This is a genomic window from Rhodococcus sp. H29-C3 (assembly GCF_030063405.1).
Lineage (GTDB): Bacteria > Actinomycetota > Actinomycetes > Mycobacteriales > Mycobacteriaceae > Rhodococcoides.
This window is the reverse complement of record NZ_JASITC010000005.1, coordinates 86600-106630: the sequence shown is the minus strand read 5'-3', so window position 1 is coordinate 106630 and position 20031 is coordinate 86600. Positions and strand designations below refer to the sequence as shown.

Below are 20031 nucleotides of genomic sequence, written 5' to 3'. Positions count from 1 at the left end.
CGACTCTAACTCAGCTGCAGGCTTGAAGTACCAGTTCCTTCACCCGAGCCGCATCGGCCTGGCCCCGAGTCGCTTTCATCACAGCGCCCACGATCGCACCAGCAGCCTGCACCTTGCCGCTGCGAATTTTGTCAGCGACACCGGGATTCGCTGCCAGAGCCTCGTCCACCGCTGCCTGAAGCTTCCCCTCGTCCTTCTCCATGACGAGGCCGCGGGCAGCCATGACTTCCGCAGGCTCACCTTCACCGGCCAGAACACCGTCGACGATCTGACGAGCACCGTTGTTGTTGACCTTGCCGTCTTCGACCAGCGCGGCAACCTCGGCGACCTGAACGGGTGTGATCGCGAGTGCGCCCAATTCGATGCCGGCGATGTTGGCCTGTTGACTCAAGTAAGAGACCCACCACGAACGCGCGGCCTGCGGCGGTGCACCGGCGTCGACGGTCGCAGCCACGAGTTCGAGTGCGTCGGAATTGACGAGGTCCCGCATCTCTTCGTCGGAGACGCCCCAGTCGGCCTGGATCCTCGCACGGCGCAACCACGGCAACTCCGGAAGCGTGCCGCGCAGTTCCTCGACCCACGCAGCATCCGGCGCGACGGGCGCCAAGTCCGGCTCGGGGAAGTACCGGTAGTCCTCGGCGGTCTCCTTCTTGCGCCCCTTGGTCGTTGTTCCGTCCACTTCCTGGAAGTGACGTGTTTCCTGGGTGATCTCGCCACCAGCTACCAGCACGGCGGCTTGACGCCGCATCTCGTAACGGACGGCGACCTCGACGCTCTTGAGGGAGTTGACGTTCTTGGTCTCGGTGCGGGTGCCGAACTCGGTTGCCGTCTTCTCCATGAGCGATACGTTTGCGTCGCACCGGAGCGAGCCCTGATCCATCCGGACGTCGGACACCTCGAGCGACTTCAGCAGATCGCGCAGCGCGGTCACGTACGCGCGAGCGACCTCTGGCGCGCGGGCACCGGTGCCGGTGATGGTCTTGGTGACGATTTCGACCAGCGGAACTCCGGCGCGGTTGTAGTCGAGCAGCGAGTGACTCGCCCCTTCGATCCGGCCGGTGGCGCCGCCGACGTGAGTAGACTTTCCGGTGTCCTCTTCCATATGGGCACGCTCGATCTCGACGCGGAAGGTACTGCCGTCGTCGAGCAACACGTCGAGATAGCCCTCGGTCGCAATCGGCTCGTCGTACTGGGAGATCTGGTAGTTCTTGGGCTGATCCGGGTAAAAGTAGTTCTTACGCGCGAATCTTCCCCACGGCGTGATCGAGCAGTTCAAGGCCAGCCCGATGCGAATCGCTGATTCCACGGCCGCCTCGTTCACGACGGGCAACGCCCCTGGAAGACTCAGGCACACAGGACACACCTGAGTGTTCGGCTCGGCGCCGAACGCCGTCGGGCATCCGCAGAACATCTTGGTGGCTGTGCCCAACTCGACGTGGACCTCCATACCCAGTACCGGGTCGAAACGGGTCAGCACGTCGTCGTAATCGATCAGATCGACCATGGCAGCAGTCATGGACAGGAGTTTATGCGCTCGGAACATCGCGCGAGCAACCACGGGTGCCCGTCGCGCTTGGAAGGTGAGGTATGAACACGAACAAACGGTGCTCTATCCGAAGAACGCCGCTGCATCGATGTACCGACTCTCGGGCACTCGTTTGAGTTGCTTGACCGCCTCGGCAAGCGATACGAGACCGATTTCGGTGCCTCTCGCGGATACCATCTGGCCGAAATCACCTGCATGAGCAGCGTCTACCGCATTGACCCCGAATCTTGTCGCCAGCACCCGGTCGTATGGAGTGGGGGTGCCGCCGCGTTGCACGTGACCCAGAACAGTAGTACGCACTTCCTTGTTGATCCGACGCTCGATCTCCTGGCCCAGTTGGTGGGCAACTCCGGTGAACCTGACGTGTCCGAACTCGTCGATGCCGCCGTCGAGCAACGACATCGATCCTTCTTTCGGCTTGGCGCCCTCGGCGACGACGCAGATGAAATGCGAATCACCGCGCTGAAAGCGTTTACGAACCAAATCGCAGACCTCGTCGACATCGAACGGATGCTCGGGTATGAGCGTCATGTGCGCGCCCGAGGCCATCCCCGAGTGCAGGGCGATCCACCCAGCGTGACGGCCCATCACTTCCACGAGCATGACCCGCTGATGCGACTCCGCGGTGCTGTGCAGGCGGTCGATGGCGTCGGTGGCGATCGTCAGAGCGGTGTCGAACCCGAATGTGACATCGGTGCAGTCGATGTCGTTGTCGATGGTCTTCGGCACCCCGACGACGGGTACGCCTTCCTCCGACAACCAGTGCGCGGCAGTCAAAGTGCCCTCACCGCCGATCGGGATGAGGACATCGATTCCGTTGTCCTCGAGCGTTTCCTTGATTCTGTCGAGCCCGGCCCGAAGCACATCGGGATTGGTACGCGCTGTTCCGAGCATCGTGCCGCCCTTGGTCAGCAGCCGATCGTTCCGGTCGTCGTTGCGAAGTTGGACGCGTCGATTCTCGAGCAGGCCACGCCATCCGTCCTGAAATCCCACGACAGTCGACCCGTATCGCGCATCTGCAGTGCGCACCACTGCTCTGATCACCGCATTGAGACCTGGGCAATCACCACCGCCGGTCAGAACTCCGATGCGCATAGCATTCTCGCCTCTCCTCGAATCCATACCGTCCACCGTAATCTTGCCGGTTCGTCTCCGCTTCGGCAGCACGATGGGCAACATCAGCCGGGTGTGACGACTCCAGTTTCGTAGGCGAGCACGACTGCTTGGGCTCGATCGCGCAAGTGAAGTTTGCCGAGAACTTTGCCGACGTGCGTCTTTACGGTCTGTTCCGCTACGAAGAGGGCTTCGGCGATTTCGACGTTCGACAGGCCCTGTGCGATCAGTTCGAGGACCTCGCGTTCGCGGGGTGTGAGGACGGCCAACTTCGCCGGCTGCGACCGCAGCGAACCACGTCTCTTGGTCACGTCTGCGATGAGCCGCCTCGTCACCGACGGCGCCAACAGAGCCTGACCGGCCGCGACGACGCGAACGCCGCGAATCAATTCCTCGGCAGGCGCATCCTTGAGCATGAATCCGCTCGCACCGATAGCCAGTGCCTCGTACACGTAATCGTCGATATCGAACGTCGTCAACATCAGGACACGCACCGGTGGGTCGTGCGAGCCGCGCAGGATCGCCCGGGCGGCCTCCAGTCCGTTCATCTGCGGCATCCGCACATCCATCAATACGACGTCGGGTCTCAGACGTTCGACTTCGGTCACCGCGGTAGCGCCGTTGTCTGCGTCGCCAACGACGCTGATGTCGGACTGCGCGGCTAGAAGTGCGCCGAACCCTTGCCTAACCATGGCCTGATCGTCGGCGATGAAAACGGTGATGGCCACAGGCGACACCCTATGCCGACCTGTCTGACGCTGGGGCGGTGACGCGTGGCGGCAACCGCGCGACTACTTCGAATCCGCCGTCGGGGAGAATCCTTGCATCCAACCACCCCGATGCGGCCATCGCGCGATCGCGCATACCGCGCACACCATGTCCGCCGGTGCCCGATTCGATCACCGCAGGTCTTATGCCAGGTGCAGGTCCGTTGACGACCTCCATCGATACCGGGTCCTGGTCGTAGGCAAGCCGCACTCGAACTTCCGCCCCAGGGGCATGCCTGGCCACATTGGCCAGCGATTCCTGCACGATGCGGTATAGCGCAAGACCTGCTGCATCCGACATGACCGCCGGGTCTCCGGTCGATGTCCAGCTCAATCGGACCCCTGCGCGGAGGCTGCCTTCCAGCAGTGATTCGACGTCGACTGCCCCGGGTTGCGGCGCATCCGCCGCTTGTTCTCCATCGCTTCGAAGTACCCCGAGCATTCCGCGTATTTCGTTGAGCGCCTCGCGTGCGGTGGCGCCGATCGCATCGAATTCCACTGCGGCCGAAGGTGATACATCGTCGAGACGAAAGGGTGCGGTCTGGGCTTGAACAACGACCAGTGACATGTGGTGGGCAACCACGTCGTGTAGGTCGCGTGCAATCTTGGCTTTCTCTTCCAGCACTGTCCGCCGTGTTCGCTCGAGATCATTTACTTCCTCTTGCTTCGCCAGTTGTCGACGCGAGAGGATCAGCCAGCGGATCAGCAGGCCGAAGATGGTGATCGCCGTCAGGCCCACCGCCCAGCCGATCCCGTCGGATCCGGGCATGTCGGCAACGAACAGCAATACGGTCGACACCCAGGCGACCGCCACGATCGGCACTGCACATCGCAAGCTCACCGCGAACAGGAGAGTCAGCAAAACGATGATGTGCACGACCTGCCAGGGGTAGTCCCATCCCGGCTGCAGCGAAAACGCAACCGGGATAATCAATCCGGAGCCTGCCGAAACAGCCCATCCCAGTGCTGGATTCGTGCGGACCGCGACAAACGGAAACGCAGCGAGCGCCGCGACGATCGGCATGATCGGGGCTGGAACCAGATGGGTGAGAGCGAGCGTCGGCCACGCCACCGCATAGAGAACGGCAGTGATCACCACGATCGCGGTATCCACCAGCCGAATCGGACCGATATAGGAAACGACGCGCGCAACGGCGCCCGTTCGTGCGCCGTTCGTCCGGCGCGTTCTGGAGAGTATTTTTCTGCCCACAGGTGTGAACACTAGGAACCCTGACCCGAAAAGTCATCGTACTGAGGAGTGAGAAAGCACCAACCCCTAGGTATCAGCGCAACGTCGACGTTCAGGTGTCGGTGTCGGGCAGAACCAGCACCGCAGGGCGACGACGCCTGGCACAACCCGTTCATAGCGTCCTCACCATGAAGCAAACGGCCGGGACGCCCAGCGAAACAAGAAGAACGAACCACCTGGTGACGGTGGCGGCGGTGTGCGCAGCACTGGCTGCGAGCGTGGCGTTCTCGGTCCCGACGGCGAGTGCCGACGCTCCATCCGGATCGACGGTTGGCACCGAAACCACGATTGCCATCGAGGCACTGACCATGCACGACGCGGCCGACGCGGCATCGAAAGTGCCGCCCGACTTCGTCGGCGACTTCGGCTACTCCCCTACCATCGAACATGACTTGCTGGTGAATCCCGCGGGTAGTTGCTCGTCGCCGGTACCGCTGCCCGATGAGTTCGAATCTGCCTGTGCAGCGCATGATCTCGGCTACGATCTGCTACGCCACGGCGCGATTCACGGCAACAGGCTTCCCGCCTCTGCCCGACGAAGCCTCGATTCGATGCTCGCAGCAGATATGCACGCCGCGTGTGCGCAGCGGACGGAAGTTCTTTCTCGTGCAGTGTGCGACGGCATGGCCGAGGTTGCCGCATCCTCGGTTCGTTTGAACTCATGGCGTCAGCACGACGGGACACCCATTCCGGAACCTGCACTTCCGTTCCTGCTTGCCGGCGCTGTCGTTACCGCACTGTCGGCCGCGGCGCTGGGTGCCTTGTCGCTCTATCCTTCTCGTCGCGCCCGCCAGGCAGTGTCATCATGACCACGTCCGTCCGCCTGCGCCTCACTGCTGCACTTCGGTCTGCTCCCGAGCCCCGACTCGCTGTTCCTCGCGTCGCGACGTCGCTGATCGTCGGAGGCATGGTTGCTGCATCGCTTGCCCCGGGACTTCTGCCCAGGTCGTCGCTGGCACAAGCCCTGGTCACTGGAGTCCTGGCGGCCCTCGGCCTCGGACTGTCGGCTGGACTCCACCGATTTCTCCGCCGACTCGTGCCGATCGCCCCGCAGTACGGAGCCCGACGTGTGTCGGCTGCGGCAAGTGTTGTCTGGGTAGCTGTTGCAGGAGCTGCCGACGCGAGGTGGCAGAGCTCCCTGCGCTCGTCCATGGGCATGCCTGCAGCAAACCGGTTGCATTGGATCGAAGTACTGTGCGGTTCGGTCTCCGTCTCGGCGATTCTGATCGTGCTCTTTCTCGCGACCACTCGCGGATACCTACGCCTGGGAAGAGTGAAAGCGATTATCGTGCTGACAGTCCTTCTGCTCTGCTCCTACCTCATCACGGTACCGATGGCCTTCTCCAGCCTTGCCGAACGGTCCGCTGTAGCGAATTCGCTCGTCGACACTTCCCTGCCGATTCCGCGGTCGCCTACTCGGTCCGGCAGTGCCGCATCGCTGATCACCTGGAACGATCTAGGCCGTGAAGGCCGCATTTTCGCCGCGGGCGGTACCGATCTTTCGACCGTACGCGCCTACATCGGAGTCCAAGCGTCGACCGAAGTCGAAGCACGCGCCGAGTTGGCAGTACGCGAACTCGACCGCGCAGGTGGATTCGACCGCTCGCACATCGTCGTCGCTGTACCGACCGGTTCCGGGTGGATCGACGAGAATGCCGTCACCGGACTAGAAACACGGTTCGACGGTGATGTCGCCACAGTCGTGGCTCAGTATTCACATGAACCCAGTTGGGCCACTTTCCTTTTCGCACAACCGCTGGCCAAGGTGTCAGCGACGGCATTGCTCGAGGCGATATCGCGCCGCGTGAGCGAGGTACCGCTCGAGTCGCGGCCGAAACTCTATCTCTACGGCCAAAGCCTCGGGGCCATCGGAGGCAGTTCGGCCGCAGCCGTACTCCGGGAAACTACTGTGCCGACGAGACTGTGTGGAGCGCTCTGGGCAGGCCCACCTGCGCACGAGGTTGCCCCCGGAAACGCGGTGATGATGGCGAACGCATCGGACCCGGTCGTCTGGTGGTCCACCGAACTCGTCGGATCGAAACCCGATCTGAGCTTCGCCCGTCGCGACGCGCCGATACCCCAGTGGATACCGGTCGTCAGCTTCGTCCAGACGACAGTGGACCTGTTCTCCGCACTCGGCTTCCCTGCTGGACACGGCCACCGATACGGTACCGACCAAGGAACCTCGATGCCCGCATGCTGACCGATCGGTCTCGACTGATCAGGAAGCGAACCGCGACACCGAGGATCCCCGTGCGCTACTTCAGCGGGCCGCGAGCAACCTCGTATGCCGCACCGATCCGGTAGAGGCGATCATCGGCGAATGCCGGTGCCATGATCTGCAAGCCGACAGGCAACCCGTCTTCGGCCGCCAGACCCGAAGGCACGGACATTGCACAGTGGCCGGCAAGGTTGGTCGGCAACGTGCACAGGTCGTTGAGGTACATCGCGATCGGATCGTTCACCTTGTCCCCCAACGGGAACGCTGTCGTCGGCGTCGTCGGCGACAGCAGGACGTCCACCTTCTCGTAGGCGGCGTCGAAGTCGCGGGCAATGAGCGTGCGGACCTTGAGTGCCTGGCCGTAGTACTCGTCGTAGTAGCCGGCGGACAACGCGTAGGTACCGATCATGATGCGGCGCTTGACTTCTGCGCCGAATCCCTCGGCGCGCGTGATGGCCATGACCTGATCGGCACTGTTACTTCCGTCGTCACCTGCGCGAGCGCCGTAACGCATACCGTCGAAACGGGCAAGGTTCGAAGACACCTCGGAAGGCAGAATCAGGTAATACGCGGCGAGTGCATGCACGAAATTGGGGCACGACACCTCGACCACCTCGGCACCGAGACCGGTCAAAGTTGCCACGGCGGCATCGAACGAGGAGATGACACCGGATTGATAACTGTCGGAGTGCAATTCCTTCACGACGCCGACGCGAACACCTGAAAGGTCCCCTCGGGCACCTTCGCGTGCTGCCGCGACGACCGAAGGCACAACGGTGTCGACCGAGGTCGAATCGCGTGGATCGTGCCCGGCGATGACCTCGTGCAGCAATGCCGTGTCCAGAACTGTGCGCCCGCAGGGGCCGCCCTGATCGAGGGAGGACGCGCAGGCGATGAGCCCATAGCGAGACACCGTGCCGTACGTCGGCTTGGTGCCGACGGTGCCGGTAAGAGCAGCGGGCTGACGAATCGAACCGCCGGTGTCCGTGCCGATGGCAAGCGGGGCTTGGTACGAGGCCAGTGCCGCCGCGCTTCCGCCTCCGGAGCCACCTGGGATGCGTGTGATGTCCCACGGGTTCTTGGTCGGTCCATACGCCGAGTTCTCGGTGGACGAGCCCATCGCGAATTCGTCCATGTTGGTCTTGCCCAGCAATGGGATACCCGCGGACCGAAGCTTGGAGGTGACCGTCGAATCGTAGGGAGAGATCCATCCCTCGAGGATTTTCGACGCAGCCGTCGTCGGCATGTCTGTCGTGGTGAAGACGTCCTTGAGTGCAAGCGGCACCCCGGCGAGCGCGGATGCCGGCGCATCCCCGGCCGCGAGCGAAGCATCGACCTCCTTGGCAGACACCAATGCACCGGCTCCGGCGACATGAAGGAATGCGTGGAACTCGCCGTCGACCTTGTCGATACGATCCAGGTGCGCCTGCGTCACCTCCACTGCCGAGACCTCACGAGAATGAATACGCGACGCCAACTCGGAGGCGTCGAGGGCGGTCAGATCGGTCATTCGTTCTCTCCCAGAATCTGCGGGACGGCGAACCGATTCCCCTCTGCGTTGGGCGCACTCGACAACGCTTGCTCGGGGGTAAGGCCCGGCACGATCACATCCGGTCGCTTCACGTTGGTGATAGCACTGGGATTGGCCGTCGGTGGGACGTCGTCCGCTGCAACCTCCGCGACCGTCTTCACGTAGTGAAGAATCGAATCCAGCTGGCCGGCGAACTCGTCCAGTTCGGCTTCGCTGAGAGCCAGCCGGGACAGCCGGGCGAGGTGAACCACCTCGTCGCGGGAGATATCAGGCACCGCGTAGACCCCTTTCACACATGTCGAGAGCAAGCCGCACAGGTACGCGACCGTGTGCAAGCGTAGTAGCTGGCCATCCAGTCGCCGCATCCAGCGTTCACTCTCCCCGGTCGACACCGCGGTATATGTCGCCCCGGTTACGCGCGGGGCTGCAGTTCGACCTCATATCCGCGACAATGCAAGGATTGCGCGGCGCTGTGCAGATGCGGCGCATCGGGATCATGAGGGCTCCGAACTCTTCCCGCCACACGCCACCGAAAGGCTGCGACATGTCATACCTGCTCCGAGTCCAACTGCCCGATCGACCAGGCAGTCTCGGTGCACTCGCAGTCGCGTTGGGTTCCGTGGGCGCGGACATCCTCTCTCTCGACGTGATCGAACGGGGCGACGGCTACGCGGTGGACGACCTCGTAGTGGAAGTCGCGCCCGGCTCCCTGCCGGACACGTTGATCACTGCCTCGGAGAATGTGACCGATGTCCGAGTGGACTCCATCAGGCCGTACACCGGAGTGCTGGACACCCACCGCGAATTGGAACTCATCGACCGCGTCGCAGCAGCGTCCGACGATCGACTTCAGGTACTGGTCGACGGCGCACCACGGGTATTGCGCGTCGGGTGGAGCGTCGTGGTAGCCACGAAAAAGCACGGATCGTTTCGAGTCGTCGGCAGTTCGGGCGCACCCGAAACCCACGCCACCGAGATGCCCTGGATGCCGCTCACGCGTCCAGCAAGCCTCGACGGCGATGCCGATTGGGTCCCGAAGGTATGGCGAGATATGGACACGACACTGGCTGCTGCGCCGCTGGGCTCGACCGGAACAGTATTGATGCTGGGACGCCCCGGCGGACCCGAGTTCAGGCCGTCGGAAGTAGCCCGCCTCGGATACCTGGCCGGCATCGTCGCCACTGTTCTGAACTAGATCGGTCCTTCCTACTCTGGTTCGGCCGGCCGGACAGCGTCGGGCCCCTCGGTGAGCAGCGTCGTGAACCCCGCTTCGTCCAACACCGGCACTCCCAATTCGACGGCTTTGTCGTGCTTGGTTCCCGGCGACTCTCCGACGACGACGAATGCAGTCTTCTTCGACACCGAACCGGCTGCCTTGCCACCGCGAACGAGGATCGCTTCCTTTGCCTCGTCGCGCGAGTACTTCTCGAGCGATCCGGTCACGACGATCGAGAGTCCTTCGAGGTTGCGCACTATCGAAGAATCTCGTTCGTCCTCCATCCGCACACCTGCCGCACGCCATTTGTCGACGATCTCGCGATGCCAGGGCACCGAGAACCACTCCGACACCGCCGTGGCGATCGTGTTGCCGACGCCGTCGACAGCGGCCAATTCGTCTTGGGAGGCGGCCTCGATTCGGTCGAGGCTGCCGAACTCACCTGCGAGCGCTCGAGCGGCCGACGGGCCTACGTGTCGGATCGACAGGCTGACCAGTACCCGCCACAGCGGACGATCTTTCGCGGAATCGAGATTGTCCAACAGCCGGCGCCCATTGGCGGACAACAGACCCGCCTTGGTTCGGAAGATCGAGGTCTTCAGCAGGTCCTCTTCCGTCAACGAGAAGATGTCTCCCTCGTCGAGAACCACCTCCGCCGCGAGCAAATCTGTCGCGGCCTCGTATCCCAGACCTTCGATGTCGAAACGGCCACGCTCGGCGACGAAGAACAACCGTTCGCGTCGTTGGCCGGGGCAGAACTGCGAGTTGGGACACCGCAGATCGGCATCACCCTCCTTGGCGGGTGCCAGAAGCGTGCCGCACTCGGGGCAGTGGGTCGGCATGACGAACTCGGTTTCGTCACCGGTGCGGGCATCCACCACGGGGCCGAGCACCTCGGGAATGACCTCGCCCGCCTTACGGATCACGACGGTATCCCCGATCAGAATGCCTTTGCGCTTGACCTCGGAACCGTTGTGCAAGGTCGCCAAGGACACGGTCGATCCAGCGACCAGCACCGGTTTCATGTAGGCGAACGGAGTGACCCGGCCGGTTCGACCGACGCTCACCCTGATGTCGAGGAGCGTCGTGGTGACCTCCTCGGGCGGATACTTGAACGCAATCGCCCATCTCGGCGCACGTGACGTTGTACCGAGTCGGCGGTGCAGACCCATATCGTCGATCTTGACGACGAGCCCGTCGACCTCATGTTCGACGTCGTGCCGGTGCTCGTCCCAGTAGGCCACTCTCTCCACGACAGCTTCGATTCCCTGAACGCGTGTCGTATGAACGGAGACGGGCAAACCCCAGGCTTTCAAAGCCTCGTACGCGTGCAATTGCGAATCGGGTGAGAAGCCCTCCATTCGTCCGAGGCCGTGGCAGATCATCCCCAGCCGACGTTTGGAAGTGATAGCCGGATTCTTCTGCCGCAATGAGCCTGCAGCGGAATTCCGAGGATTGGCGAAGGGCGGCTTACCTTCTTCGACCAGTGATGCGTTGAGCGCCCGGAAATCCTCGAGACGAAAAAAGACTTCGCCACGGACCTCGAGGAACGTCGGGACCGGGTGGTCCGCACTTGCCGTGAGGGTCTCGGGTATGTCCTCGATCGTTCGAGCATTGAGGGTGACGTCCTCACCGGTACGACCATCACCTCGAGTAGCGCCGCGAACCAATTTTCCGTTTTCGTAGACCAGATCGAGTGCAACACCGTCGATCTTCACCTCGGTCAGGTAGTGCAGATCGACGCCGGCTTCGGCCTCGACTCGTTTTGCCCAGGTACGAAGCTCGTCGTAATCGAATACGTTGTCCAGACTCAACATTCGCTCGGGATGATCGACTGCCGTGAAGTCGGTGGCGAATCCTCCGCCGACCAGTTGCGTCGGCGAATCGGGGGTCCGAAGATCTGGATGCGCTTGTTCGAGTTCGGTCAGTTCTCGCAGCAGAACATCGAACTCACCGTCGGAGATGATCGGTGAATCGCGGACGTAGTACCGAAACTGGTGGCCGCGAACTTCCTCGGCCAGGCTCTGCCACCGTTCACGATCGGCGCCCGAGGCAGGCGTACCCGCCGACTCCCCTGATGGATTGTCGATCGAACGCTCGGCAGCAGAACGCGGTACAGCAGTCGTTTCGTCCACCCTGGAAGATTAACGGAACCAACCGACACCGTTGACGAGGTTGGCGCACCGAAAGCACTACAGGGAGTCGGGCGCATCCTGAAAGGCGTCTGCGACGTCCTTCGCCAGAGCCAGTGCCGTGCGAGCCCAGTCGGGCGTCGCCTCCGCCAGACCGCACGCAGGCACCACGGACACCTGCGTCGCGAGCACGGACCGCGGAAAACCGAGCCGGTCGACGAGCGTCGCCGCAGGTGTCGCCACCTCACGCCACTTCGGTGTCCGATCCGGGGCGACACTGGGTACCAATCCCAGCATCAGCGTCTTTCCCGCCTGCAGAAACTCACCCACAGAATCGAGATCACGTGATCGCAGCATGGAGACGTCGATTGCCGCAGCCGGCGCAGTACTCCGACGAATCAACTCGAGCGGAGCGGCAGGGGCGCAACAGTGGACGGCAACCGGGAGGCCGATACCCGCGATGACGGTGTCGAGCAGATCCAGCGCGTCGGGCTCCGGCATGGCGCGCACCGAATCCAGCATCGTCACCCCGCTCAGTGAACCTTCCAGCACCGCAGGCAGACTCGGTTCGTCGAGCTGGACGACTACCTCGACGCCGAGGCGCGAGGATATCTCCGCACAGTGTTGCCGGACGCCCTCTGCCAGCGATCCGGCGAAGTCGCGCACCGCGCCACGGTCGGTCAGCACGCGATGGGCCGACCGAAGCTCTACCTGCGCTGCCATGGTGAACGGTCCGGCGACCTGAATTTTCAACCGGCGGTCCGAGGATGCGAACCCACCCGTCTCCCACAGCTCTTCGAGAACATCGAGATCCTCGCGCAGTAGGTCCGCAGCACGCCGTCCGGTGAGCGACTTACGCTGAGCCACACGATAACCCGAAGTTCGAACATCCAGTTCGACGTCCGCCATGATGGCACCCGTACGACCGATCATGTCGGCTCCGATACCGCGGGCGGGAAGTTCTACGAGATGAGGCAGAACCGGCAGCTCCCCGAGGGCGATGGCACAGGCCTCACGAACGTCGACGCCGGGCCACGATCCGATACCGGTCGAGAGGGAGCTGAAAACGCCCGCGGTCACACGTTCTCGGAACGAGTACCGGAGATCGTGGAGCTCCCGATCACGATGTCTCCCTCCACATCCCGGCGATACAGAACGGCAGCCTGTCCCCGGGCAACACCAGTGAGCGGTGCGCGAAGTGTGATGTCCATGCCTCCGTCGGCGCTTGCCTCGGCTACGGCGTCGGTCAGCCCGCCGTGCGCACGAACCTGCACGACGCACTCGATCGGCCCGATCGGCGCGGTCCCCTGCGTCCACACTGCGCGCTCACCGGTAATAGCCCACACATCCAGACGCGTTGCCGAGCCTACGATCACGTTGCCACTCTCGGCTTCGATCGCCGTCACATAGCGCGGCTTCCCGTCCGCCGCAGGCCCCTCGACACCCAGGCCTTTGCGCTGCCCGATGGTGAATCCATGTATGCCGTCGTGGTCGGCCAGCTCGGCGCCGGTGTCGGCGTCGACGACCTTGCCCGGCCGGATTCCGATCGTGGCACCGAGGAATGCTCGTGTGTCACCCGACGGAATGAAGCAGATGTCGTGGCTGTCCGGCTTGTCGGCGACAGCGAGTCCCCGCTCGGATGCCTCGGCGCGGATCTCCGATTTCGGTGTGTCGCCGATCGGGAACATCGCGCGAGATAGCTGGCTCTCAGTGAGAACGGCAAGTACGTACGACTGATCCTTGTCGGCATCGACCGCTCGACGCAGGACACCATCGTGCAATTGCGCATAGTGACCCGTTGCGACGGCGTCGAAGCCGAGTGCCAGTGCACGGTCGGCCAGCGCGGAGAACTTGATCTTCTCGTTGCAGCGCAAGCAAGGGTTGGGAGTCTCGCCTGCAGCATAGGATTCGATGAAATCGTCGATGACGTCTTCTTTGAATCGGTCGGCGAAGTCCCAGACGTAGAACGGGATACCGAGGACGTCTGCAGCGCGGCGTGCGTCACCGGCGTCCTCCTTCGAGCAGCACCCACGTGAGCCGGTGCGAAGCGTCCCGGGCTCGCTGGACAACGCCAGATGTACACCGACGACATCGTGTCCTTCGTCGACGGCCCGTGCCGCCGCCACCGCCGAATCGACTCCGCCACTCATTGCTGCCAAAACACGCATCAGCGATGTCCTCCCCGAGCTCCTACGCTCGCAAGTCCCGCAGCGCGGGCACGTTCGATTACTTGAGGCAGCGCCGCCAGGAGGGCGTCGATGTCACTGTCGGAAGAACCGGCTCCCAACGAGAACCGCAACGACCCCCGCGCAGTCGACGGGTCCGCTCCCATCGCTGTCAACACATGACTGGCGCTTGCAACGCCTGCCGTGCACGCAGATCCCGTCGAGCATTCGATCCCGGCGGCATCGAGCAACATCAACAGCGAATCGCCCTCGCAACCGGGGAAAGTGAAATGTGCGATGCCTGCCAGGCCACCTTCGCCTGCGGCGCCGTTGACGATCACATCGGGATCGATCGCGCGGACTCCGGCGATCATGCGATCGCGCAGCCGGGACAGTTCCCCGTGCCGCTGCTCACGATTGTCGACGGCATCCCTCAGCGCTGCAGCCATGGCAACGATAGAGGCTGTGTCGTGGGTGCCCGATCGAACGTCACGTTCGTGGCCGCCACCGTGCAGCAGCGGAACGCAAGGAACGGTCCGGCCTAGAAGCAAAGCTCCGGCGCCCTGCGGGCCACCGAATTTGTGAGCCGCGATACTGAGCGCGGCCAGCCCGCTGGCAGCGAAATCGACCTGCAGATGTGGAACTGCCTGAATGGCGTCACTGTGCATCGGCACATCGAATTCGCGAGCAACACTCGCAAGAGCTCGGATCGGCATGATGGTGCCGACTTCGTTGTTCGCCCACATGACGGTTACCAGCGCGGTCTCGCTCGCGGTTACGTCGAGTTCGGCGCGTAATACGTCGGGATGCACGCATCCGGACGCGTCGACCGGCAGCCACGTGACCTGGGCACCCTCGTGCGCGACGAGCCATTCCACCGCGTCGAGCACGGCGTGGTGCTCCACGGATGCGGCGATGATCCTGGTCCGACGGGAGTCTTCGTCACGTCGGGCGGTGAAGATTCCCTTCACCGCGAGGTTGTCGCTTTCGGTGCCACCTGAGGTGAAGATCACTTCCGAAGGCCGCGCACCGAGGTCTACAGCGATCGATTCGCGTGACTCTTCGACACGGCGTCTGGCCGCACGGCCCGAACCGTGCAAGGACGACGCGTTGCCGACGGTCGAGAAAGCAGCAGTCATCGCCTCGATCGCGGCGGCGGACATCGGTGTCGTCGCTGCGTGATCGAGGTAGACGGGGGGACTCGTCGAGTTGATAGCAGCCGAACTGCGGGCAGATGGCATAACGATTACCAGGATAGCGGGTCGTCGCGGTTGCCCTTCGCACGCGATACCGGGAGCGGAGTGCATCAACTGTGCACGGGCGTGGCCTTCGGATCGATGCCCGCGCGCTCGATTATCGGATGCAAATGCCGGTCGTGCACGTCATCGGCCCTGACCGAGTCCTCACATCGACGCGCGAGATCGCGTCGATCGTGTCCTGGGGCTTGCGGGGCTACCAATGCGACCTCCGCAACTATGCCCTTCAACCGAAAAATACGCCCAATCGATTTACCGATGGTCTCGTCCCCGACGAAGCACGTCGATGTCGTCGTCCGGTCACCAACAGTGTCGACATATCGCAGACGAACTGGCTGCACCCAGGTCTCGGTATCGATCGCGGCCTGGAACATGGCGGGTCGGAACGATCCGTAGGCAAGTCCACACCAGGTAGTTCCCTCGGGAAACACGATGACCGTGCCACCTTCGCGCAGCGTGGCCGATACCTGATCGACTGCCCCGGGAAGTGCGCGAAGCTTGCCTCGATCAATGGGAATCACCTTCATCGACCGCGCCAAGAGTCCGAGGACGGGCCAGTCGACCAGATCTGCCCGAGCGACGAATCTGGCGGGGCGAATCGCGGTCAACACCAAAATGTCGGTCCAGGAGATGTGGCCGGCGACCATCAGCGAACCGTTCCGAGTGCGCGAGGCCTCACGGTCGGATCGAAGATCCTCCACCCGGAGACCGATGCCGACCGCCGCCAACAACAATCTCGCGCCGATTGTCGCCGCGCCTCTTCGGACACGCGGCCAGAACAATCCGATCAGGATCAGCAGCGGCAGCAATCCGATAGCGAACAACGCCGATACGGCGCGCACCACCACTCCGAATCGCCGGATGGACTCCGGGCTGCGCGGAATGCATCGGCCTCCGCACGGACTCGACGGCATCCACGAGTGCTCGCTCACGCGCTCGACTTCCTCTCGAACGTTCCCGCAGCACTACGAAGCCTGTCCAGGTAGCGCGTATTCGCTTGCTGCAGACCGAGGAGCGCAACGAAATCGGCAACTGCGAACGCCGGATCATGTGCGGGTTCCCCGCACACCGTGGCACCGAGCCTCAGATAACCCTTCAGCAGCGGCGGAATCGCCGTCCGGGCAGGGCTGGCTATGTCGTCGAGAGATACTCCGTCGACGACCACGGGGTTGTGTGGCACGGCCCGCTGATCGAGGGGGGATCCATGCCGATCGAGGAGGAAATCACGCACCCCCCGAACGTTCGCACCGGGAAGTTCCGCATCCCCGCACTGCATGGGTACCGACACACAACCCATCACCCACTGCAGCCCGGTGACTTCGAGATAATGCAGTATTCCGGCCCACATCAAACCCAGAACGGATCCCGATCTGTGGTCGGGATGTACGACGGCTCGGCCCATTTCGACGACCCGGGCGCCCATCGGATCCAGCGCAGTGATGTCGAACTCCGTCGCGGTGTAATACCCACCAGCCCGGATAGCGGCGTCGGGAGGGAGCATTCGATAGCACCCGACGAAGGAGTCGCTCCGATTGTCGCGGACGAGTATGTGGTCGCAGTATTCATCGAATCTGTCGAAGTCGCGTCCATCGGAATCACTGGGCATTCGAAAGCCCGGTTCGGCTGCGAACACGTCGTAGCGAAGGCGCTGCGCTGCTTCGCGGTGGTTTTTGTCGGTTTCCATCACCACCGTGTATCGGTCGGTGAAGGGAGCGGTCGAGATGTGCGAAGTCATGACTGAGGTGGCCATGATGCTGTGTCTAACGACTCGGTGCGGCGTCAGCGCATCCAGCGGGTAACGCGTCCGAAGCCGTTGTATGAACTCGTTCTACTGCGAACTGATGTTCACAGAAGAATGTCCCCGCAGTCGCGAGGACGGCGGGGACATTCTTAGATGGCTACAGAGCCTGTCAGCCCTTGTGCTTCTTCACTGCATCCTTGAGTTGCGGTGCAACGTTGAAGAGGTCGCCCACGATGCCGTAGTCGGCAATCTCGAAGATCGGTGCCTCTTCGTCCTTGTTGATCGCGACGATCGTCTTCGAAGTCTGCATGCCGGCGCGGTGCTGGATGGCACCGGAAATCCCGAGAGCAATGTAGAGCTGCGGTGAGACGGTCTTGCCCGTCTGGCCGACCTGGAACTGGCCCGGGTAGTAGCCGGAGTCGACCGCTGCGCGTGATGCGCCGACGGCGGCACCGAGCGAATCGGCCAGTTCTTCGATGACGCTGAACTTGTCTGCACTACCGACGCCACGGCCACCGGAGACAACAACCTTCGCCTCGGTGAGTTCCGGACGGTCGCCACCGACGATTGGGTCGCGCGAGGTGACCTTGGTCACGCCCTCTTCCTGGGCTGGAACCTCGACGGTCTCGCGTGTTCCGGCACCGGCCTTCGGCTCGGCTTCGATTGCACCGGGGCGAACCGAGATGACGGGAACGTCACCGTTGGCCTTGGCCTCGACGGTGAACGCGCCACCGAAGATGGAGTACACGGCGCTGCCGTCACCGTTCACGGCGACGACGTCGGAGTGCAGCCCAGATCCCAGGCGCGCAGCCAGACGGCCTGCAACCTCTTTGCCCTCGGCGCTTGCTGCAGTGATGACTGCTGCCGGGCTCACGGACTCCGCGAGGCTCGACAGGACATCGATCTTGGGTGTGAGAAGGAAGCCGTCGATGTCATCGGACTCGGCGGCGTAGATCTTCTCGGCACCGGCCTCTGCCAATGCGTCGGCCAGCTTGTCGGTAGTGCCGGCCGGACCGGTCACGACTGCCGACGGCTCACCCAGTGCGCGTGCAGCGGTGATGAGCTCGAGACTGACCTTCTTGAGCGTTCCCTCTGCGTGCTCGACGAGCACAAGTACTTCTGCCATTTCTTGCTCTCCTCTTGTGGTCTGCGTTGCTTCGGGTGTGTGCTCAGATAATTTTCTGGCCCACGAGGTACGCCGCGATCTTGTCGCCACCGTCGCCCTCGTCGGTGACCCGCTCGCCCGCAGTCTTGGGAGGCTTCGGAGTGGACGAAGTCACAGTGGTACCGGCGTTCTCGACGCCGACAGTCTCGGGATCGACACCGATCTCGGCCAGCGTGAGCGTCTGCACAGTCTTCTTCTTCGCTGCCATGATTCCCTTGAAGGACGGGAATCGCGGCTCGTTGATCTTCTCGGTGACGCTGACGATCGCAGGCAAGGTGGCTTCGAGGCCGAAGATGCCCTCGTCGGTCTCGCGCTCACCGGAGACCGTGTCACCGTCGATCGTCAACTTGCGAAGCTGAGTCAGCTGGGGAATACCGAGGTATTCGGCGATGATCGCCGGTACTGCGCCGGTACGACCATCGGTGGCCTCGTTGCCCGCGATGATGAGCTCTGTCGGCTCACCGTTTTCGAACTCGATCTGACCGAGCGCAGCCGCGAGGGCCCAGCCCGTCTGGATCGCGTCCGAGCCGTGAAGGGCCGGGTCGTTGAGGTGGACAGCGCTATCGACACCCATGGAGAGTGCTTTGCGGATTGCGTCGGTCGCGCGGTCGGGGCCTGCGGACAGGACCTTCACCTCGCCACCCTTGGACTCCTTGATGAGCAAAGCTTCCTCGACTGCGCGCTCGTTGATCTCGTCGAGCACTGCGTCGGCTGCTTCACGATCCAGAGTGAAGTCGCCGTCCGTCAGCTTGCGCTCGGACCACGTGTCGGGAACCTGCTTGATCAAAACAACGATGTTCGTCATGGCTCTGCGTCGACCTCCTGGTCATGTTCCGCTGTATCGAATATTCGTTCGGTGTTAATGCAATGCCGCTTCGGTGCAGCACCGCAGTGCAGTTCTTACGACTCTGCCGAAGATTACCCCATACAAAGTTACTGGCGGGTAACTTACGACGTTTCCCGATTGACCATACATCCGACCGCACCGAACCAAGTGACCACTCTCCGCCGAACCGATCCCGTAGGCACTAACCTCTCGTCGGTGAGCGATTCTTCGAACGCAGCCTCGGCAGCGACACCCACGGTGATGAACCCTGTCCCAGATGCGGCTCAGCCGCTGCCAACAGATGCGGCTCAGCCGCTGCCAACAGATGCGGCTCGGCCGCTGCCTCTCACCGGGGAACGGACGGTCCCCGGCATAGCAGAGGAGAACTACTGGTTCCGTAGACACGAAATTGTGTACGAGCGCCTGGCGAGCCACTGCGCCGACCGCACGGTCCTGGAAGCTGGATCGGGAGAAGGCTACGGCGCCAACATGATTGCCGCGCTCGCGAAGACCGTCATCGGGCTGGACTACGACGCGTCCGCCGCAGCGCATGTGGCTTCTCGTTATCCCCGAATCGCGATGCTGCGCGGCAACCTCGCGCAGTTGCCCATCGAAGATTCCTCCGTCGATGTCGTCGTCAACTTTCAGGTCATCGAACATCTTTGGGACCAAGCGCAATTTCTCGACGAGTGCTTTCGCGTGCTGACTCCCGGCGGCCTGCTGCTGATCTCCACGCCCAACCGCATCACGTTCTCCCCCGGCCGCGACACCCCACTCAATCCGTTTCATACCCGCGAACTGAACGCGACCGAACTCACCGAACTCCTCGAATATGCTCGTTTCAGCGTCGAGGAGCTGACCGGGGTCCACCATGGCGGCGCCCTGCGCGCACTGGACGCCAAACACGGCGGTTCGTTCATCGACGCGCAGATCGAACGCGCACTCGCAGGCCAGCCATGGCCTTCGGAACTGACTGCTGACGTCGCTGCGGTGACGACCGCGGATTTCGATCTCATTCCGGACGATATCGACGCCAGCCTCGACCTCGTTGCGATTGCGGTGAAACCTGACTCGGCACACGTGGGTTCGGTAAGCGGGTGAAA

General features: G+C 62.9%; 18 protein-coding genes. 4 read left to right on the top strand and 14 right to left on the bottom strand.

Going from position 1 to position 20031, the window contains the following annotated elements:
• Positions 1-10: 10 nt before the first annotated feature.
• The 4 genes from gatB to QMK32_RS13460 form a co-directional block, all read right to left on the bottom strand.
• Entirely contained in the window at positions 11-1516 is a 1506-nt protein-coding gene (gene gatB / locus QMK32_RS13475) for an Asp-tRNA(Asn)/Glu-tRNA(Gln) amidotransferase subunit GatB (RefSeq protein ID WP_136169339.1), read from the bottom strand.
• Positions 1517-1609: 93 nt separating this feature from the next.
• A complete protein-coding gene (locus tag QMK32_RS13470; RefSeq protein WP_136172389.1) occupies positions 1610-2641 on the bottom strand; it encodes an ATP-dependent 6-phosphofructokinase in 1032 nt (343 codons plus the stop codon).
• Between the two features lie 83 nt (positions 2642-2724).
• Positions 2725-3387, bottom strand: a complete 663-nt coding sequence (locus QMK32_RS13465; protein WP_283475497.1) for a response regulator — start codon at positions 3385-3387, stop codon at positions 2725-2727.
• A 10-nt stretch (positions 3388-3397) separates the two neighbouring features.
• Positions 3398-4558 (bottom strand): sensor histidine kinase, encoded by a 1161-nt coding sequence (locus tag QMK32_RS13460; RefSeq protein ID WP_283475842.1) that lies wholly within the window; start codon positions 4556-4558, stop codon positions 3398-3400.
• A 245-nt stretch (positions 4559-4803) separates the two neighbouring features.
• On the opposite strand from QMK32_RS13460, the gene QMK32_RS13455 reads away from it, so the two are divergent.
• Positions 4804-5484, top strand: a complete 681-nt coding sequence (locus QMK32_RS13455) for a phospholipase A2 (RefSeq protein WP_283475494.1) — start codon at positions 4804-4806, stop codon at positions 5482-5484.
• Positions 5481-6878: an alpha/beta-hydrolase family protein gene (locus QMK32_RS13450; protein WP_283475493.1), complete on the top strand. Its 1398-nt coding sequence runs from the start codon at positions 5481-5483 to the stop codon at positions 6876-6878. Before QMK32_RS13455 ends, QMK32_RS13450 begins: the two co-directional genes overlap by 4 nt.
• A gap of 55 nt (positions 6879-6933) precedes the next feature.
• Here QMK32_RS13450 and gatA read toward each other — a convergent pair whose 3' ends face one another.
• Together gatA and gatC are read right to left on the bottom strand one after the other, a co-directional pair.
• On the bottom strand, positions 6934-8406 hold the full coding sequence (gene gatA / locus QMK32_RS13445; RefSeq protein WP_283475491.1) for an Asp-tRNA(Asn)/Glu-tRNA(Gln) amidotransferase subunit GatA: 1473 nt from the start codon (positions 8404-8406) through the stop codon (positions 6934-6936).
• Positions 8403-8702 (bottom strand): Asp-tRNA(Asn)/Glu-tRNA(Gln) amidotransferase subunit GatC, encoded by a 300-nt coding sequence (gene gatC / locus QMK32_RS13440; RefSeq protein WP_283475489.1) that lies wholly within the window; start codon positions 8700-8702, stop codon positions 8403-8405. Before gatC ends, gatA begins: the two co-directional genes overlap by 4 nt.
• Before the next feature lie 269 nt (positions 8703-8971).
• On the opposite strand from gatC, the gene QMK32_RS13435 reads away from it, so the two are divergent.
• Entirely contained in the window at positions 8972-9622 is a 651-nt protein-coding gene (locus QMK32_RS13435) for an ACT domain-containing protein (protein ID WP_283475487.1), read from the top strand.
• Between the two features lie 11 nt (positions 9623-9633).
• Here QMK32_RS13435 and ligA read toward each other — a convergent pair whose 3' ends face one another.
• From ligA to QMK32_RS13395, 8 genes are all read right to left on the bottom strand, one after another.
• Positions 9634-11733, bottom strand: a complete 2100-nt coding sequence (gene ligA / locus QMK32_RS13430; protein WP_283475840.1) for an NAD-dependent DNA ligase LigA — start codon at positions 11731-11733, stop codon at positions 9634-9636.
• A gap of 102 nt (positions 11734-11835) precedes the next feature.
• Entirely contained in the window at positions 11836-12855 is a 1020-nt protein-coding gene (locus QMK32_RS13425; protein WP_283475486.1) for a methionine synthase, read from the bottom strand.
• Entirely contained in the window at positions 12852-13943 is a 1092-nt protein-coding gene (mnmA, locus tag QMK32_RS13420; protein ID WP_283475484.1) for a tRNA 2-thiouridine(34) synthase MnmA, read from the bottom strand. Before mnmA ends, QMK32_RS13425 begins: the two co-directional genes overlap by 4 nt.
• Positions 13943-15181, bottom strand: coding sequence for a cysteine desulfurase family protein (locus QMK32_RS13415; protein WP_283475482.1), 1239 nt, complete (start codon positions 15179-15181; stop codon positions 13943-13945). Before QMK32_RS13415 ends, mnmA begins: the two co-directional genes overlap by 1 nt.
• A gap of 65 nt (positions 15182-15246) precedes the next feature.
• Entirely contained in the window at positions 15247-16128 is an 882-nt protein-coding gene (locus tag QMK32_RS13410) for a lysophospholipid acyltransferase family protein (protein ID WP_283475479.1), read from the bottom strand.
• A complete protein-coding gene (locus QMK32_RS13405) occupies positions 16125-16946 on the bottom strand; it encodes a GNAT family N-acetyltransferase (protein ID WP_283475477.1) in 822 nt (273 codons plus the stop codon). Before QMK32_RS13405 ends, QMK32_RS13410 begins: the two co-directional genes overlap by 4 nt.
• A 160-nt stretch (positions 16947-17106) precedes the next feature.
• Entirely contained in the window at positions 17107-18063 is a 957-nt protein-coding gene (locus tag QMK32_RS13400) for an electron transfer flavoprotein subunit alpha/FixB family protein (RefSeq protein ID WP_283475475.1), read from the bottom strand.
• A 43-nt stretch (positions 18064-18106) separates the two neighbouring features.
• Positions 18107-18907: an electron transfer flavoprotein subunit beta/FixA family protein gene (locus tag QMK32_RS13395; RefSeq protein WP_084348522.1), complete on the bottom strand. Its 801-nt coding sequence runs from the start codon at positions 18905-18907 to the stop codon at positions 18107-18109.
• A gap of 282 nt (positions 18908-19189) precedes the next feature.
• Here QMK32_RS13395 and QMK32_RS13390 point away from each other — a divergent pair, with 282 nt between their 5' ends.
• A complete protein-coding gene (locus QMK32_RS13390; protein ID WP_502943620.1) occupies positions 19190-20029 on the top strand; it encodes a class I SAM-dependent methyltransferase in 840 nt (279 codons plus the stop codon).
• Positions 20030-20031: the final 2 nt, after the last annotated feature.

Bases quoted from the DNA above. Each gene is read 5' to 3' on its own strand.
- gatB (WP_136169339.1), bottom strand. From the start codon at position 1,516: ATGACTGCTGCCATGGTCGATCTGATCGATTACGACGACGTGCTGACC.
- QMK32_RS13470 (WP_136172389.1), bottom strand. From the start codon at position 2,641: ATGCGCATCGGAGTTCTGACCGGCGGTGGTGATTGCCCAGGTCTCAAT.
- QMK32_RS13455 (WP_283475494.1), top strand. From the start codon at position 4,804: ATGAAGCAAACGGCCGGGACGCCCAGCGAAACAAGAAGAACGAACCAC.
- QMK32_RS13450 (WP_283475493.1), top strand. From the start codon at position 5,481: ATGACCACGTCCGTCCGCCTGCGCCTCACTGCTGCACTTCGGTCTGCT.
- gatA (WP_283475491.1), bottom strand. From the start codon at position 8,406: ATGACCGATCTGACCGCCCTCGACGCCTCCGAGTTGGCGTCGCGTATT.
- QMK32_RS13435 (WP_283475487.1), top strand. From the start codon at position 8,972: ATGTCATACCTGCTCCGAGTCCAACTGCCCGATCGACCAGGCAGTCTC.
- mnmA (WP_283475484.1), bottom strand. From the start codon at position 13,943: ATGCGTGTTTTGGCAGCAATGAGTGGCGGAGTCGATTCGGCGGTGGCG.
- QMK32_RS13415 (WP_283475482.1), bottom strand. From the start codon at position 15,181: ATGCCATCTGCCCGCAGTTCGGCTGCTATCAACTCGACGAGTCCCCCC.
- QMK32_RS13405 (WP_283475477.1), bottom strand. From the start codon at position 16,946: ATGGCCACCTCAGTCATGACTTCGCACATCTCGACCGCTCCCTTCACC.
- QMK32_RS13400 (WP_283475475.1), bottom strand. From the start codon at position 18,063: ATGGCAGAAGTACTTGTGCTCGTCGAGCACGCAGAGGGAACGCTCAAG.
- QMK32_RS13395 (WP_084348522.1), bottom strand. From the start codon at position 18,907: ATGACGAACATCGTTGTTTTGATCAAGCAGGTTCCCGACACGTGGTCC.
- QMK32_RS13390 (WP_502943620.1), top strand. From the start codon at position 19,190: ATGAACCCTGTCCCAGATGCGGCTCAGCCGCTGCCAACAGATGCGGCT.